This window comes from Paenibacillus sp. FSL W8-0919 (assembly GCF_038003785.1).
Taxonomy (GTDB): Bacteria; Bacillota; Bacilli; order Paenibacillales; family Paenibacillaceae; genus Paenibacillus_AQ; species Paenibacillus_AQ lactis.
This window is the reverse complement of record NZ_JBBOPV010000001.1, coordinates 3,941,224-3,954,408: the sequence shown is the minus strand read 5'-3', so window position 1 is coordinate 3,954,408 and position 13,185 is coordinate 3,941,224. Positions and strand designations below refer to the sequence as shown.

Here is a 13,185-nt window from a genome sequence, read left to right as displayed (position 1 = left end):
TGTAATCCTCTAAATTAAATGCATGCGCATGCATTTAAAATAACAGACGAAGGAGCATTCGTCAATATTTCGATACAATCAGGACTTCATAATCTCCATCATATTCTGGACGCCTTGGCGGAATTTCGGAGAAGAGAATTGCTGCTCCAGCACATTCAGCACGGTAGCTCTTGCCCGTTGAAGTTTGTCTTCACCAATGGAGGTGAGCGACGTATATATCCCCCTGCGGTCATTCTCGCAGATCGCCCGCTGCATTGCACCGCAGCCCTTGGCTTCAAAGCGGCTGACCAGCCTCGAGATCGCGCTTTGACTGAGGCCGACCATCGCTTGCAATTGCTGCAGCCGCAGCTTTTTCTCAGGAGCCTCGAACAAGAATAACAGCACGTAAAACTCGTTCAGCGACAAGTCGTGCTGCTGCTGAAGCGTCTGTTCCAGTTCATTTGTGATCATCGCCTGTGTTTGCGTCAAGGACAGCCAGCTTGTAATGAGATCTTGTTTGTGATTGGTTGACATCGTTCCCACCTGCTCTAGGTTAATGGCCCTCAGATGGCAGGTCTCTCCCACCCGAAAGGCAGCTGTTGTTAACTTATCATATCAAGCTCACATTTCAGCCGTCAAACGGCTTTTCCTGTTGCATCGCATGATATCTCGCAAAAAGGCCCGCTCCTTATCATTTAAGGAACGAGCCTTTCGTGTGTTGATCGGAACGATAAGAAATGATGCGACGCCAAGCACCGTCTAAGCACGTCGTGCATGCAGCAGGCAATATCATACTGCGAGCCGGTCGGGAGAGGCACGCGCTTATAAAAGCTTGCTTATGCCATCACCTGCGGTTTTGGATCCAGCAGGCCCAGCATTTGAAGCCCGTGCCGGATGCCGTCCTCGCCTACATCCTTGGTAACGTGCCGGGCTGCGCGCTTGACGACGTCGGGCGCGTTCCCCATGGCTACGCCATGGCCGACATACGACAGCATTTCCAGATCATTCAGATAATCGCCAAAGGCGATGGTATCGGCTACGTCCATGCCCAGCGCTTGGATAAACTGCCGGATGCCTTCGGCTTTGGAACCGCCGACCGGAAGCACATCGGTGCCGTACGGACCCCAGCGGACCAGATCAAGCCTTCCTCCAAAGCTGGACCGATATGCCTCCTCTTCCTCCTCGGTGCAAAACACAATGGCCTGGAAAATATCCCGTCCAAGATAGTACTCCGGATCATATTCCGGGATCGTCAGCTTCAGCTCGCCCCAGCTGGAATCGATGTGCTCGTGGTGAGTCACGTTCATTTTCATTGCATCGCTTCCTGCATAGATGATCGGATGGTCCATCCGCACCGCCAGCTCGGTCAGCTGCTGCAGCTGCTCGGGAGGCATCGGGTTCCCGTAGATCGGCTTGCCCTGGTGAACGACATATTGCCCGTTCAAGGACACATAGGAATCGATGCCGAGCTGCTCGCGGATTTCCTCGAAATGATAGGGAGCGCGACCGGTCGCAATCGCGACTTCATGCCCGTTGTCTTTTAATTGTTCAATGGACTCCAGCGTCGACTCCGGGATCCGCTTGTCGTGATCGAGCAGCGTTCCGTCGATGTCAAAGAAAATTAATTTTTTATTCAATAGCCCTCGCCCCTCTTTTCATAGCTGATGGGTGTATTGTAAATGATGAAAAGCATTTCAGAGCAAGCAACAATTTATACCTCATGATCTTCCAACAACACGAATCCATCATGCTTTTTAACTTATCCTAGGTGACCCAACCTTGGTGAAAGACAATCCGCACAAGGGCTCTCCGCATATAGCCGGAACGGGAAGTCTTCTCTCGGCATCCTATTCAAAAGAAAACCGAGCCTTCAAAAGGACCCGGTTCATTTGCATTGCATTATCCACGATTAGGACTTCAGTGTTCTTTCGGCCGCCTCAACCGTATGCTTCAGCAGCGTGGCAATCGTTACCGGCCCGACGCCTGCCGGAACCGGCGTGATGGCCGACGCGCGCTCCGCACACGCCTCATAATCGACATCTCCGACATTGCCTTTGTTGTAGCCGGCGTCAAGCACTACCGCCCCCGGCTTGATCCACTCGCCTTGAATGAACTTTGGCTTGCCGACCGCAGCAACGACAATATCCCCTTGCGCGACGATGTCGCCTAGATTGTTCGTTTTGGAGTGGCAGATCGTCACCGTAGCGTTGCGGTTTAGCAGCATCATCGAGACCGGCTTGCCGAGAATCGGGCTGCGGCCGATAACCACGGCATGCTTGCCTTCGATCGGAAGCTTGTAATAATCCATGATCGCGATAATCGCTGCCGGGGTGCAGGACGGATAGTCCGCGAAACCGAACGCATTTTGCGAGAAGCCGAGCGTGGTCACGCCGTCCACATCCTTTTCGATCGCGATCGCATCGAATGCCGCTCTTTCATCAATATGATGCGGAACCGGATGCTGGAGCAGAATGCCATGCACTGCCGAGTCCTCATTCAGCTGCCGAATGGCCGCGATGAGCTCCTCGGTGGTCGTCGACGCCTTCAGCTCGATTTTCCGGGATTCGATCCCCAGGCGCTGGCATGCATTCCCCTTCATTCGCACATAGGTTGCCGAAGCCGGATCATCCCCGACGAGGATCGTAGCCAAGCAAGGAGTGACTCCCTTGGCTTTAAGCTGCTCGACCTTGACGGCCAACTTAACCTTTAGATCATCCGATACCGCTTTCCCATCCAAAATCAACGTTTCTGTACTCATGTTCAACCCGCTCCTTCGCCATTGTTAGTCAATAAAAACATAAAGAGGCAAGGCGACATGATCGTCTCCTTACCTCTTGCCCAGGCGTACGGCATATGAAACTATGCGCTCCCTCTTGGTACCCCAAGCTACGCCAGTAACGCATAGTCTACGTACTACTACTATACCATGAGCTTGCGGGAATACGCCATAGCTTCGGTGGAAAGAGTTATTCGTAATTCTTTTGATTAAATTGGAAAGTTGTCTTTCGTCCAAGCATAGAATGTCCTCGTAGATGATTTTTTTCGTCAGGAGGCCTTCATGAAAATTCCGGCTTTTTTCAAATGGCTGCCGTTCTTCCTGCCGCTGCTCTTTCTGTTCCCGGCTCTCATGACGATGCCCCGGAGCGGGCTCGCCCTGCTTGGCAGCACCGAAGTGCAGCAGCTTAAAACTGTATTCATCGGCATTTTCCTTGAGGCCCTGCCGTTCGTGCTGCTCGGGGTGCTGATTTCTTCGCTGCTGCAAATCTTTGTCAAGGAAGAATGGGTTCGCCGCCTAACGCCGAAGCATCCAGTTCCCGGCGTCCTGTTCGCATCCCTGCTCGGGATGATCCTTCCCGTCTGCGAGTGCGGCATGATCCCTGTTGTGCGCCGGCTCATGTTAAAAGGCATGCCGGCTTATGTCGGGATCACCTTTCTTCTCAGCGGCCCGATTCTGAATCCGGTGGTGCTTGCCGCAACGATGATGGCATTCCGTTCGCATCCCGAGATCACGATCGGACGAATGGGACTGGCCTTCATGATTGCCGTTACGATCGGCTTGCTCGTATTTGCTTTCGTGAAGAATAACCCGCTAAAGCGCTCCTTCCATGATTTCACCGCCGAGGTCGAAGCCGCCGGAAGCCGGCCATCCCACGCACACAGCAAAACTTGGCGCAGCCTTTTTGTTCATGCTGGTGACGAAATGGTGGATATGGGCAAATATTTAGTGCTCGGTGCGTTTGTCACGGCCTGCATTCAAGCATTTATTCCGCGGGAGGAGCTGCTCTCTCTTGCGAGCGGTCCGATGTCCTCCTATCTGTTCATGATGGGTCTGGCGTTTGTCCTTTCGCTCTGCTCAACGTCGGATGCATTCGTCGCTTCGGCTTTTACGCATACCTTTACCGTGGGCCCTCTCGTGTCCTTTCTCGTGCTTGGCCCGATGCTCGATTTCAAAACGCTGCTCATGCTATCCGCCGCATTTAAGACGAGATTCGTCATTGCGCTAAGTGTCGTCATCGTCACGCTCGTGTTTGTCGGTTCCCTGATCGCGAACATACTGCTTGGCGGATAATCCGTGAACAAGAAGGAGGTGAGCTCTTTCCATGAACCATTCATCGGCAGGTGCGCGGTTTCATTATGTTGTTCGTGCGCTGCTGCTGGCTGCTCTTGCTATTTATGTCATGCACTTAAATGAATCGAATCTCCTTGAATACTACCTGGCTCCGCAGATGCAGACGCTTCTGCTGCTCTGTCCGGTACCGCTTTTGTTCATTGCCTTCGGCATGGTATATCATGCCGTAATGGGCGACGCCGGCGACGTATGCGATTGCGAGCACCCTCATCCCCGAGGCGTTGTCCGAAATTTAACGGTCTACGGATTGTTCGCCTTACCCCTGCTCTTCGGATTGCTGGTGCCCGATCAGCCTCTCGCGAGCAGCATGGCAGCCAAGAAGGGCATGGTGTACACCTATCCGAATCCGGATGTGCGGACCGGTTCTGAGAATGTACCCGGAGATTCCGATGCCGCTGGCAGCGCCCGCGCACCGAACCCAACCGGAAATGAAAGCAGCCCGGTCGATCCGTTCGCACCGAGGGATAAGTATAGCGTGGAGTTTGCGGAGCTGGCCAAGCGGCTGTACGCCATGCCCTCCGTCACGGTAAGGCCCGAAATATTTTCCGAGACCGTCGGCGCGATCGAGATGTATAAGCCTGTCTTTGCCGGCAAGCCCATCTCGGTCCAAGGCTTTGTGTTCAGGGATGACAGCATGGATAAGAACATGTTTGCCGTCAGCCGGTTCTTGCTGATGTGCTGCACGGCCGATGCCGTTCCGTTCGGCATTCTCGTGAGCGGAGAGCAAGCATCCCGTTTCGAGAATGATACCTGGGTATCGATTGAAGGCACGGTCCAGACCGTGAAAATCGAAGGCGAGGAGCGCCTGCTGATTCAAGCCGAATCGATCGAGGCGATTGAAGAGCCGGCTTCGCCGTATATTTTTACCAATCCTGACTCTGTAGCTGCGTTTGATGAGCTGTATCCGGCAGCTCAACCCTAACCGGAGGTGAAGAAGATGAACAAGACACCTGTCATCATCATCAGCGGCTTTCTTGGCAGCGGCAAAACAACCCTGCTCCTCAGACTGCTCGCCTACGCAAAGACTCAGCGGTGGAACACGGCCGTTATCATGAATGAAATGGGCGAAATGGACGTAGACGGAGCGGTTATTTCCGGTGACATGCCCGACGTTCCGGTGGAGAAGCTGCTCGATGGCTGCATCTGCTGCACGAAGCGCGGCGAGCTCGAACTGGCGATGGATGTGCAGCTCAAGCGGCGTCCCGATCTCATCCTGATCGAAACAACCGGCGTAGCGAACCCGCAGCTAATTCTTGAAGATTTGGCCGAACCATCATTGGCTGAACGCATATCTATAGCGCGCAAGGTGGCCGTCGTCGATGCCGGCAAAATGCTCGAATACAACAGCTTCTTCGCGTCGGATCGCAGTCTGGTGCGTACGCTCCGGGGGCAGATCGCTTTCGCCGATACCATTCTGCTGAACAAGGCAGGCGATTGCGATGCCAAGATGCTGAGAAAAGTGACGGCGGCGGTTCGGAACATCAACGGCACCGCCAAGCTACGTCTGACAGACTATGCCCACATTAACGAAGCCGAAGTTTTCGGAGTCATCTCGCTCCCCCCTCGAAACCAAGGCGGGATGGCGTCCGGCAGCGCCGCCGGAACAAGCTTCTCCCCTGTCCATATGGAAACCGCTGAGCCTGGAACTACTGCGGCTCCAAACAGTACGCATGCAGTTCCGCCCGGCTTGGCGGAAAATGCGGCTGGATTAGCGCCGGAGCCATCGGCTCCACAGGATCGGCTCCAAGGAAGACACTGGCATCAACATGAAGACGGCAGCATCAGACACCCTATCCATACTCATCGGGATCCCAACGAGCCGACCTCGTACGCCGGCCTGGATTCGTTAACCTTGTCCTTTCCGGACTCGTTTTTGTCGCCGGACTCGTTAACCGCCGGAAAACAGGAGCTAGAGGCCTTCTTCCAGGGCGTAACGGGTCTCCTTCGGGCCAAAGGCTATGTCCGCCTGGATTCAGGCTCTATGCTGGTGCAGTGGGCGGCGGGCAGGCTGGAGCACAAATCCAGCTCCCTGCCGCTGCAGCGGGGGTATCTCACGCTAATCGGAAGCGGGCTCGACAAGTCCCGCATCATCGAGGAATGGGACAGAAGGATGCGGAGCATCACCCGGTAAAGCATGCTCTAGAGTCACTTGAACAAAACACGGGTACTGGGTGATTCCCCCAGTACCCGTGTTTAATATGCAGTTATGCCGGAACATGAAACGCCATATACCCTGCTTCACAATCTCAATCCATATTCATATTTCAAGCACTTGTTTATCGTAATAACGACTAGTTTAGTTGTGAAGATTTAGCTCCCTTTTATCTATTAATAATCGTCGGTAAAAAATGTTTTGAACGATGCTCTCCCCTCCTCCGATGCGGTTTCTATGCTATCGTTGAAGACAGAAATGCATCAAGTCGACACGCGAGGGCACAAACAACCTTTTCTTTGGCGGACCAAAATGACCAAAAATTAGAATTGATTTATCGAATGCGAATCCAATGCATCAATAAGGAGGTTTTACGAATGTCTGATATACAAAATCCTGGCGTCATCATAGTGACAGGGGCCATGGCTTCCGGCAAATCCACCATCGCCCAGCTATTGGCGGAAAAATTTGATCGTGCCGTTCATTTACGGGGAGATACCTTTCGAAGGATGATTGTCAAAGGAAGGGAAGAACTGCTACCTGTCGCCTCAGAGGAAGCGTTAGCCCAGCTTGAGCTGCGGTATCGTCTTTCCGCTTCCGCCGCGGCCGCCTATGTCGCTGCCGGGTTCCAGGTCGTGCTTCAGGATATCATCATCGGGGCTCACTTGCAGACTATGGGCAACCACTTAAAGGGCGTCCCGGTATATATCGTCGTTTTGACGCCTAACCCCGAAGTCCTCCTTCAGAGGGAAGCGCAGCGGAATAAGAAAGGATACGGCATTTGGGAAGCCGAAGAGCTGGACCGGCGGCTGCGTGAGGAAACGCCAAAAATCGGTTTATGGCTCGATACGTCGGATTTGACCATTGAACAGACGGTAGATGCCATCTGGGAGCGGGTTTGGAGCGAGGGAAAGCTTGAACGGCTATAAGCTGTATGCGCGTGTGAAACTCCGAGCGAATCGCGTTGAATCAGTTCCTCGGCAGTTCTTCGTCCCAACGAATATGACGCATTCCATTGATCTATCATCCTTTGGTATATACGTATTGGTTGATGTACGCTCGATTCTGGCTAAAGACCGGGAAAGAATGGACAAGCGGTACTCACTTTACTTTTATTTCCTACTAACCGTTAACCATTTATGGTACTTTACTCATAGACCATAATGACTATAATCTTGGAGGCCGTATGAAAAAACTACTAAAAGCAAAAGTGCTTATCATTTTTTTGTTTACCTCATTCTTTTCCATATTCTTATCACCTGAATCAAACGCAACGTCAAACGTTGTACCTGGCAATGCTTATTTATCAGAAGAAAAGGCCATTTTCTTAGACGGCGAAATTCTTATAACGCGTGAAAAAGCCTATTCCATCGATAAAATAAAAAATCCGGGTACGTATGTTCCTGTGAAATTATTATCCAAACTTAAAAACATTTCAATCGACTACTCTAAACCAATCACAGTAAAGTCAAATAAGGGTACATACAAAATTAATGAAAGTAATTCCGTTTTATTAGACGGGACCACTTATATAAAATTAGACTACTTTTATAAGATATCAGGTCTGTCCGGTAAGGAGTTTTACGAATCTCATACTATTTTTCTGTGGAGCAACAAAGAAGGTAAAGCCAAATCAGAGAAATTAATGTCCCAGATCAAAAGGGTATCCGATGACTATCTTAAGACCTATATGGGGAAAAAGGTATACATCTATGAAGGAGAAAAGGTTGGGCGGGTCATTGAGATGGCAGTAATCAGCAAACAAACAACGAGTTTTAAAATATTGCTGAATAATGGAGTAGTCGTTGAAGAGCTGGTAAGTGGTTCTACACCTGATACATTCTGTACCTATTTTTATTATGAAAATGTTAACGGCTTTTATTCCGGCAAGTATTACTGGGCAAATAAAAACCTATTACCTTCATCCAATCCTCTTTTAAATATTGAAAAGGTCTACTTTAAATCTGTGAAGATGAAGGGAAATAAGCTCATTGTAACTGCAAAGAGATCAAACGGCGCTAATGTTACTTTTAAGCTTCCCTTTTATGATGACCCCAGCACGGTAATACAACAAGGTTTCTACACCGTTAATCCCAAGAGCGTATTCCCTAAGTGGGACTCTGCTACCTGGAATCGGATCGTTCAGCAAAAGATAGCTATAGGCATGAATCAGGAACAGGTGCTGCTATCCTGGGGGGCCCCCGATGATCATAGTTCGTACACGGGCAGCTATTTAACTATGGATCAATGGATTTATGGCGACACTTACTTGCACTTCTATAATGGTATACTTGATTCTTGGTCGGATTATTAAACTCGATCTCTAGGGCAGCAACGGACTGCCCTTTTTTTCGTCCATTCTTAAAAAACTTCTGACGTTCCGGCTGGCCCTAGCGAACAAATCATTCATTCTAACTTGTACAAAGTTACCTCGTAATCATGAAAAACATCCTCAATGATTCCATATACAACGCTCCAATCCCCATTTGCCAGGCCGCAGCCAATGTTGAACGGTAAAGCTACGCTAAGACCGTCTTTTTGTGCTTCCGTCTTAAGTGCGGCTAGGGACTCCTTCAGAGCTTCATAATCCGTGTACCTCACTTTTTGTCTTCCATAATTGAGCTGACCAAACAGATTGGCAACGGATTTGTTATCGGTTTTGACGATCAGGCACTTGCCTAATACATCATGTGGATCGTGGTTTTGGCAAAATTCTTTATAAGCAGGAAATAAGCTCGGATACTTGTTTCGCAGCAGCTTAGCGATTCCGGACCCCATAACCCCTTGACAATTTACTTGGTGCCCAAGGATATCCTCAGCAGCTTCAAGCAAGCTCCCTTCAACCATTTTAATCATCCCGACTCCTCCATGCTTCATGCATTCATTCATGCTTGTATTCCCCAAGCATTAGTACCTTATTGTATCCCTCTTCCGGAAGTTGGTAAAGGGCCCCAAGACTAGGGTCGCTGGTAAAAAACAATTAAGCCTATTTATTCACTACAACCTGCTCCAGGGCTATGGTTTAATATAGATGTCCGGCCGGACGGAATTCACCGGAAAGGAGGCTGAACGAATTGATTCAGAATACGGAGGTGGCATTCGCGTAAAGCGGATGCTGCACGAACAAGGGGAGCCTCTAGGGCTCCCCTTTTGTATGATTGACACCCTGGTTTGCTTACGGTGCCTATTCGTAAATTACCGCCTTGATCTCCTCGCTGTCGATGTTGTTCTTGTCGTACCAGTAGAAGCCTGTGTCAATCTGCGGCTCCAGCTTCTCGCCTTTGATGGCAGCCACGGCGGCTTTCACGGTTTCATAGCCGATGCCAACCGGATTTTGCGTAATGGCTCCAGCCATCGTACCATTCTTGATCGCATCGATCTGGGCTTTGCCCGAATCAAAGCCGATCACGACAATCTGGCCATCCTTCTTCATTTCGGTCACGGCGTTAATGACGCCGACGGCCGAGCCTTCATTCGCACCGAATATGCCTTTCAGATCCGGATGCGCCTGCATCATCGCCTTGGCCAGGTCCGTCGATTTCAGATGGTCCCCGCCGCCGTACTGGATATCGACGATCTGGATATTCGGATACTTCTCCTCAATCTGCTTCTTGAAGCCGTCGCGGCGGCTGACGCCCGTGACACTCGTCTGATCATGAACAACCATGGCGATTTTGCCTTCGCCACCGATCAGCTCCGCCATTTTATCGGCTGCCAGTGCCGATGCTGCCATATTATCGGTCGACGCCGTTGTCACCGGAATATCGCTTTCCACCCCGGAGTCAAATGCGATGACCGGAATGTTGTTCTCCTGGGCTTTCTTCAGCAGTGGGATCGAAGCCTGGCTGTCCAGCGCGGCGAATCCGATCGCGCTTGGCTTTTTGTCCAGCGCAGCCTGCAGCATCTCAATCTGCTTATCCACTTGGGATTCCGTCTCCGGCCCTTCGAAGGTAATGCGCACGCCAAGCTCTTGGCCGGCTTGCTCAGCCCCTGACTTTACGGCTTGCCAGAACTGGTGCTGGAACCCTTTGGAAATGATCGGAATGTAGATTTCTCCTTCTGCGGCTGAACCTCCGCTGCCCGAGCCCCCTTCGCTTGGACTGTCACCGCCGGATGCTCCATTGCCTGCATTGCCGCAGGCGGACAGCAGACTCGCTGCGAGCATGAGCACGAGCGCAAATACCGATAGCTTTTTTCCCATCTTCAATCTCCCCTTGTTCTTTGAATGAAAATGTCCATCTATAGAACTTCCTGAAGGAAGGTCTACAAACATGTGATTCGCTGCAATCCGCCCGTCGGATGAGGGCGCTGATCCCTCCGCATGAGTTTCCTCCCGAACGAAGCTTCCTACGCTTTCCTTCTGCGGAGCATATCCGCATACACGGCCAAAATAATGACGAATCCGACGACGACCGTCTGCCACTCCTGCGGTACGGACAAGATGCGCAATCCGTTCGTCAGCACGCTCATGATCAGCGCGCCGATAACCGTACCCATGATCGTGCCCTTTCCTCCGCTGAGCGAGGTGCCTCCAAGCACGACGGCCGCGATCGCCTCCAGCTCATATCCGGCGCCTAGGGCCGGGTTCGCCGAATTCAGCCGGGAAGCCATCATAACGCCGGCAAGTCCAGTGAACGCACCCGTCAGGGTGTATATGACAATTTTCCAGTAACCGACGTTGACCCCCGACAACCGCGTTGCTTCCTCGTTGCTGCCGAGCGCGACATTGTACCGGCCGATAATGGTTTTTGACAAAATCAGAAAGCCGAGAATCGCGGCAATGAAGAATATAAGCACCGCATTCGGAATATCGAAGCCCGGAATCAGCGAGCCCAGCACGCTTCCCTGGGAAATGTTCGCAAAGCTTTCCGCTTCGGTAAAATAAATTGGCTTCGCGCCCGAGATGATCAATGCCAGCCCTTTCGCGATCATCATCATGGCCAAGGTGGCGATGAACGGCGGTATCTTCATCTTAGCAACCGCCGTTCCCGACAGCAGCCCGCACAGCGCGCCCGTCAGGATGCCGCCGAGAATGCCGACCGGGACGGGCAGCCCCCAGAACGTAATGAATACGCCGGTCATGACCGCACTTAAGGTCATGACCGTGCCAACAGACAGGTCGATGCCTCCCGTTATGATCACGAAGGTCGAGCCAAGGGCCAGAACGCCGATGACCGCCGTGGACAACAGAATGCCGATCAGATTGGAGAATTGAAAAAAGTTGCCTGACGAAATCGAAAAAGTGACGAGAAGCACAACCAAGCTTGCAAGAGCGAGCACCTGCTGCAGTGCGCCTGATTTCAGCTGTAGATTCATGGCTTGTATCTTTCCTTTCGTATGGTTAGATTCCGTAAATCGCTCACATCGCTGCCGTGGCCAATTGCATGATGTTCTCCTGCGTTGCTTCCTCATGCCCAAGCTCGCCGGTTATTCTGCCTTCGCACATCACGATGATCCGGTGGCTCATCCGAAGAATCTCCGGCAGCTCCGACGAGATCATGATGATCGATTTGCCTTGAGCAGCCAGCTCGTTCAGCAATTTGTAGATCTCGCTCTTCGCGCCTACGTCAATGCCGCGCGTCGGCTCGTCGAAGATGAGAATATCGCAGTCACGGGTCAGCCACTTTCCGATGACGACCTTCTGTTGATTCCCGCCGGAGAGAAACTTGACTTCCTGGTCAACATGCGGCGTTTTCACCCTTAGCCGATCTACGATCCGCTCCGCTTCTTGCCGGATTCGGCCGGTGTCCATCCATCCCGCCGGCTTCAGAAAGCGCCGGTAGGAAGCGATCGCAACGTTGCTCTTCACGTCCAGATCAACGATACAGCCGAAGCGCTTCCGGTCCTCGGATAAATAACCGATGCCGTGGCGCACCGCATCATGCGGTCCCTTCATTCGCACAGGCTGTCCGTGAACGCGGATCTCCCCCGCATCCGGCCGGTCTGCCCCGAAGATCACCCGGGCCAATTCAGTGCGCCCAGCGCCGACCAGCCCGGCAACGCCCAGAATTTCTCCTTTTTTCAAGGTGAAGCTGACGTCGCTCAGGACCCTTCCGCGGCTCACTCCCTGGACCTCAAGCACGGTCTCCCGATCACGGGAGACGCCCTCGGGCTTGGACGTATCGTAAATCTGGCGCCCGACCATCATGGAGATGATGTCCTGCGTGGAGACTTCCGCGGTCGGGACGGTGGCGATGTATTGACCGTCGCGCATCACGGTGATGCGATCCGTAATCCGTTTGATTTCATCCATCCGGTGCGAGATGTAAACGATTCCAACTCCTTCGGCGCGAAGCTGCCGGATGATGCGGAACAAATCCTCGATCTCCGCTTCGCTCAATGCTGCTGTCGGCTCATCCATCACCAGCACATCGGCGTTGTAAGACAACGCCTTCGCGATTTCGACCATCTGCTGCCTCGCAACCGTTAAATCCGCCACCAGCGCGGAAGGGTCCATAACGAGTCCCATGCGCTCGAACAGCGCCTCCACTTGGCGGTTGAGCGCCTTTTCGTCGAGGAACAGCCCGAGCTTCCGCCGCGGCTCCCGTCCGATGTAAATATTTTGAGCGACGGTCAGATCGGGTGCGAGGTTCAATTCTTGGTGAATCATGCTGATCCCCGCATCCTGAGCCGTTTTCGGGTGGTTGATTTCGACGGTCCTGCCTTTGTACGTGATGCTGCCCTCATCCTTCTGGTATACGCCCGTCAATATCTTCATCATCGTGGACTTGCCGGCCCCGTTTTCGCCCATAAGCGCATGAACCTCGCCTTTCCTCAGCTCGAAGCGGCATCCGTTCAGCGCCATCACGCCGGGAAATTGCTTGGTGATTCCTTCCATATGCACAAGTATTTCGCTCACAGTCATTCACCTCTCTAGCAGTGGAGCCTTTTACGATCATTCTACCTGTGGAGTGCAGCCCGCCGG

The 13,185-nt window shown here is 52.2% G+C and carries 12 protein-coding genes and 1 riboswitch; of the genes, 5 read left to right on the top strand and 7 right to left on the bottom strand.

The features are described 5' to 3' along the window. Nucleotides 1–78 precede the first annotated feature (78 nt). The 3 genes from NST44_RS18010 to NST44_RS18000 form a co-directional block, all read right to left on the bottom strand. A complete protein-coding gene (locus tag NST44_RS18010; RefSeq protein ID WP_007128426.1) occupies nt 79–513 on the bottom strand; it encodes a MarR family winged helix-turn-helix transcriptional regulator in 435 nt (144 codons plus the stop codon). 302 nt (nt 514–815) lie between these two features. Continuing rightward, complete coding sequence (locus NST44_RS18005; protein WP_213616608.1) at nt 816–1,616, bottom strand: Cof-type HAD-IIB family hydrolase; 801 nt, start codon at nt 1,614–1,616, stop codon at nt 816–818. A 272-nt stretch (nt 1,617–1,888) separates the two neighbouring features. After that, on the bottom strand, nt 1,889–2,737 hold the full coding sequence (locus NST44_RS18000; protein WP_007128428.1) for a bifunctional 5,10-methylenetetrahydrofolate dehydrogenase/5,10-methenyltetrahydrofolate cyclohydrolase: 849 nt from the start codon (nt 2,735–2,737) through the stop codon (nt 1,889–1,891). Between the two features lie 71 nt (nt 2,738–2,808). Then, a riboswitch (ZMP/ZTP riboswitch) is annotated at nt 2,809–2,888 on the bottom strand. Between the two features lie 149 nt (nt 2,889–3,037). On the opposite strand from NST44_RS18000, the gene NST44_RS17995 reads away from it, so the two are divergent. From NST44_RS17995 to NST44_RS17975, 5 genes are all read left to right on the top strand, one after another. Beyond that, nucleotides 3,038–4,048 carry a permease gene (locus NST44_RS17995; protein ID WP_007128429.1) on the top strand — a complete coding sequence of 337 codons (1,011 nt, stop codon included), beginning with the start codon at nt 3,038–3,040 and terminating at the stop codon, nt 4,046–4,048. A gap of 31 nt (nt 4,049–4,079) precedes the next feature. Then, nucleotides 4,080–5,030: a TIGR03943 family putative permease subunit gene (locus NST44_RS17990; protein ID WP_007128430.1), complete on the top strand. Its 951-nt coding sequence runs from the start codon at nt 4,080–4,082 to the stop codon at nt 5,028–5,030. 15 nt (nt 5,031–5,045) lie between these two features. Beyond that, nucleotides 5,046–6,239: a CobW family GTP-binding protein gene (locus NST44_RS17985; RefSeq protein ID WP_007128431.1), complete on the top strand. Its 1,194-nt coding sequence runs from the start codon at nt 5,046–5,048 to the stop codon at nt 6,237–6,239. 398 nt (nt 6,240–6,637) lie between these two features. Next, nucleotides 6,638–7,189, top strand: coding sequence for an AAA family ATPase (locus NST44_RS17980; protein WP_007128432.1), 552 nt, complete (start codon nt 6,638–6,640; stop codon nt 7,187–7,189). A gap of 257 nt (nt 7,190–7,446) precedes the next feature. Continuing rightward, complete coding sequence (locus NST44_RS17975) at nt 7,447–8,574, top strand: hypothetical protein (RefSeq protein WP_007128433.1); 1,128 nt, start codon at nt 7,447–7,449, stop codon at nt 8,572–8,574. A 92-nt stretch (nt 8,575–8,666) separates the two neighbouring features. Here NST44_RS17975 and NST44_RS17970 read toward each other — a convergent pair whose 3' ends face one another. From NST44_RS17970 to NST44_RS17955, 4 genes are all read right to left on the bottom strand, one after another. Then, nucleotides 8,667–9,116, bottom strand: a complete 450-nt coding sequence (locus NST44_RS17970; protein ID WP_340900305.1) for a macro domain-containing protein — start codon at nt 9,114–9,116, stop codon at nt 8,667–8,669. Nucleotides 9,117–9,444: 328 nt separating this feature from the next. Further along, on the bottom strand, nt 9,445–10,461 hold the full coding sequence (locus NST44_RS17965) for an ABC transporter substrate-binding protein (RefSeq protein WP_213616612.1): 1,017 nt from the start codon (nt 10,459–10,461) through the stop codon (nt 9,445–9,447). A gap of 146 nt (nt 10,462–10,607) precedes the next feature. Further along, entirely contained in the window at nt 10,608–11,576 is a 969-nt protein-coding gene (locus tag NST44_RS17960; RefSeq protein WP_007128436.1) for an ABC transporter permease, read from the bottom strand. A 43-nt stretch (nt 11,577–11,619) separates the two neighbouring features. Beyond that, nucleotides 11,620–13,119 (bottom strand): sugar ABC transporter ATP-binding protein, encoded by a 1,500-nt coding sequence (locus NST44_RS17955; protein ID WP_213616614.1) that lies wholly within the window; start codon nt 13,117–13,119, stop codon nt 11,620–11,622. Nucleotides 13,120–13,185: the final 66 nt, after the last annotated feature.

Bases quoted from the DNA above. Each gene is read 5' to 3' on its own strand.
- NST44_RS18000 (WP_007128428.1), bottom strand. From the start codon at position 2,737: ATGAGTACAGAAACGTTGATTTTGGATGGGAAAGCGGTATCGGATGAT.
- NST44_RS17960 (WP_007128436.1), bottom strand. From the start codon at position 11,576: ATGAATCTACAGCTGAAATCAGGCGCACTGCAGCAGGTGCTCGCTCTT.
- NST44_RS17990 (WP_007128430.1), top strand. From the start codon at position 4,080: ATGAACCATTCATCGGCAGGTGCGCGGTTTCATTATGTTGTTCGTGCG.
- NST44_RS17995 (WP_007128429.1), top strand. From the start codon at position 3,038: ATGAAAATTCCGGCTTTTTTCAAATGGCTGCCGTTCTTCCTGCCGCTG.
- NST44_RS17980 (WP_007128432.1), top strand. From the start codon at position 6,638: ATGTCTGATATACAAAATCCTGGCGTCATCATAGTGACAGGGGCCATG.
- NST44_RS17975 (WP_007128433.1), top strand. From the start codon at position 7,447: ATGAAAAAACTACTAAAAGCAAAAGTGCTTATCATTTTTTTGTTTACC.
- NST44_RS17985 (WP_007128431.1), top strand. From the start codon at position 5,046: ATGAACAAGACACCTGTCATCATCATCAGCGGCTTTCTTGGCAGCGGC.
- NST44_RS17970 (WP_340900305.1), bottom strand. From the start codon at position 9,116: ATGATTAAAATGGTTGAAGGGAGCTTGCTTGAAGCTGCTGAGGATATC.
- NST44_RS17965 (WP_213616612.1), bottom strand. From the start codon at position 10,461: ATGGGAAAAAAGCTATCGGTATTTGCGCTCGTGCTCATGCTCGCAGCG.
- NST44_RS18010 (WP_007128426.1), bottom strand. From the start codon at position 513: ATGTCAACCAATCACAAACAAGATCTCATTACAAGCTGGCTGTCCTTG.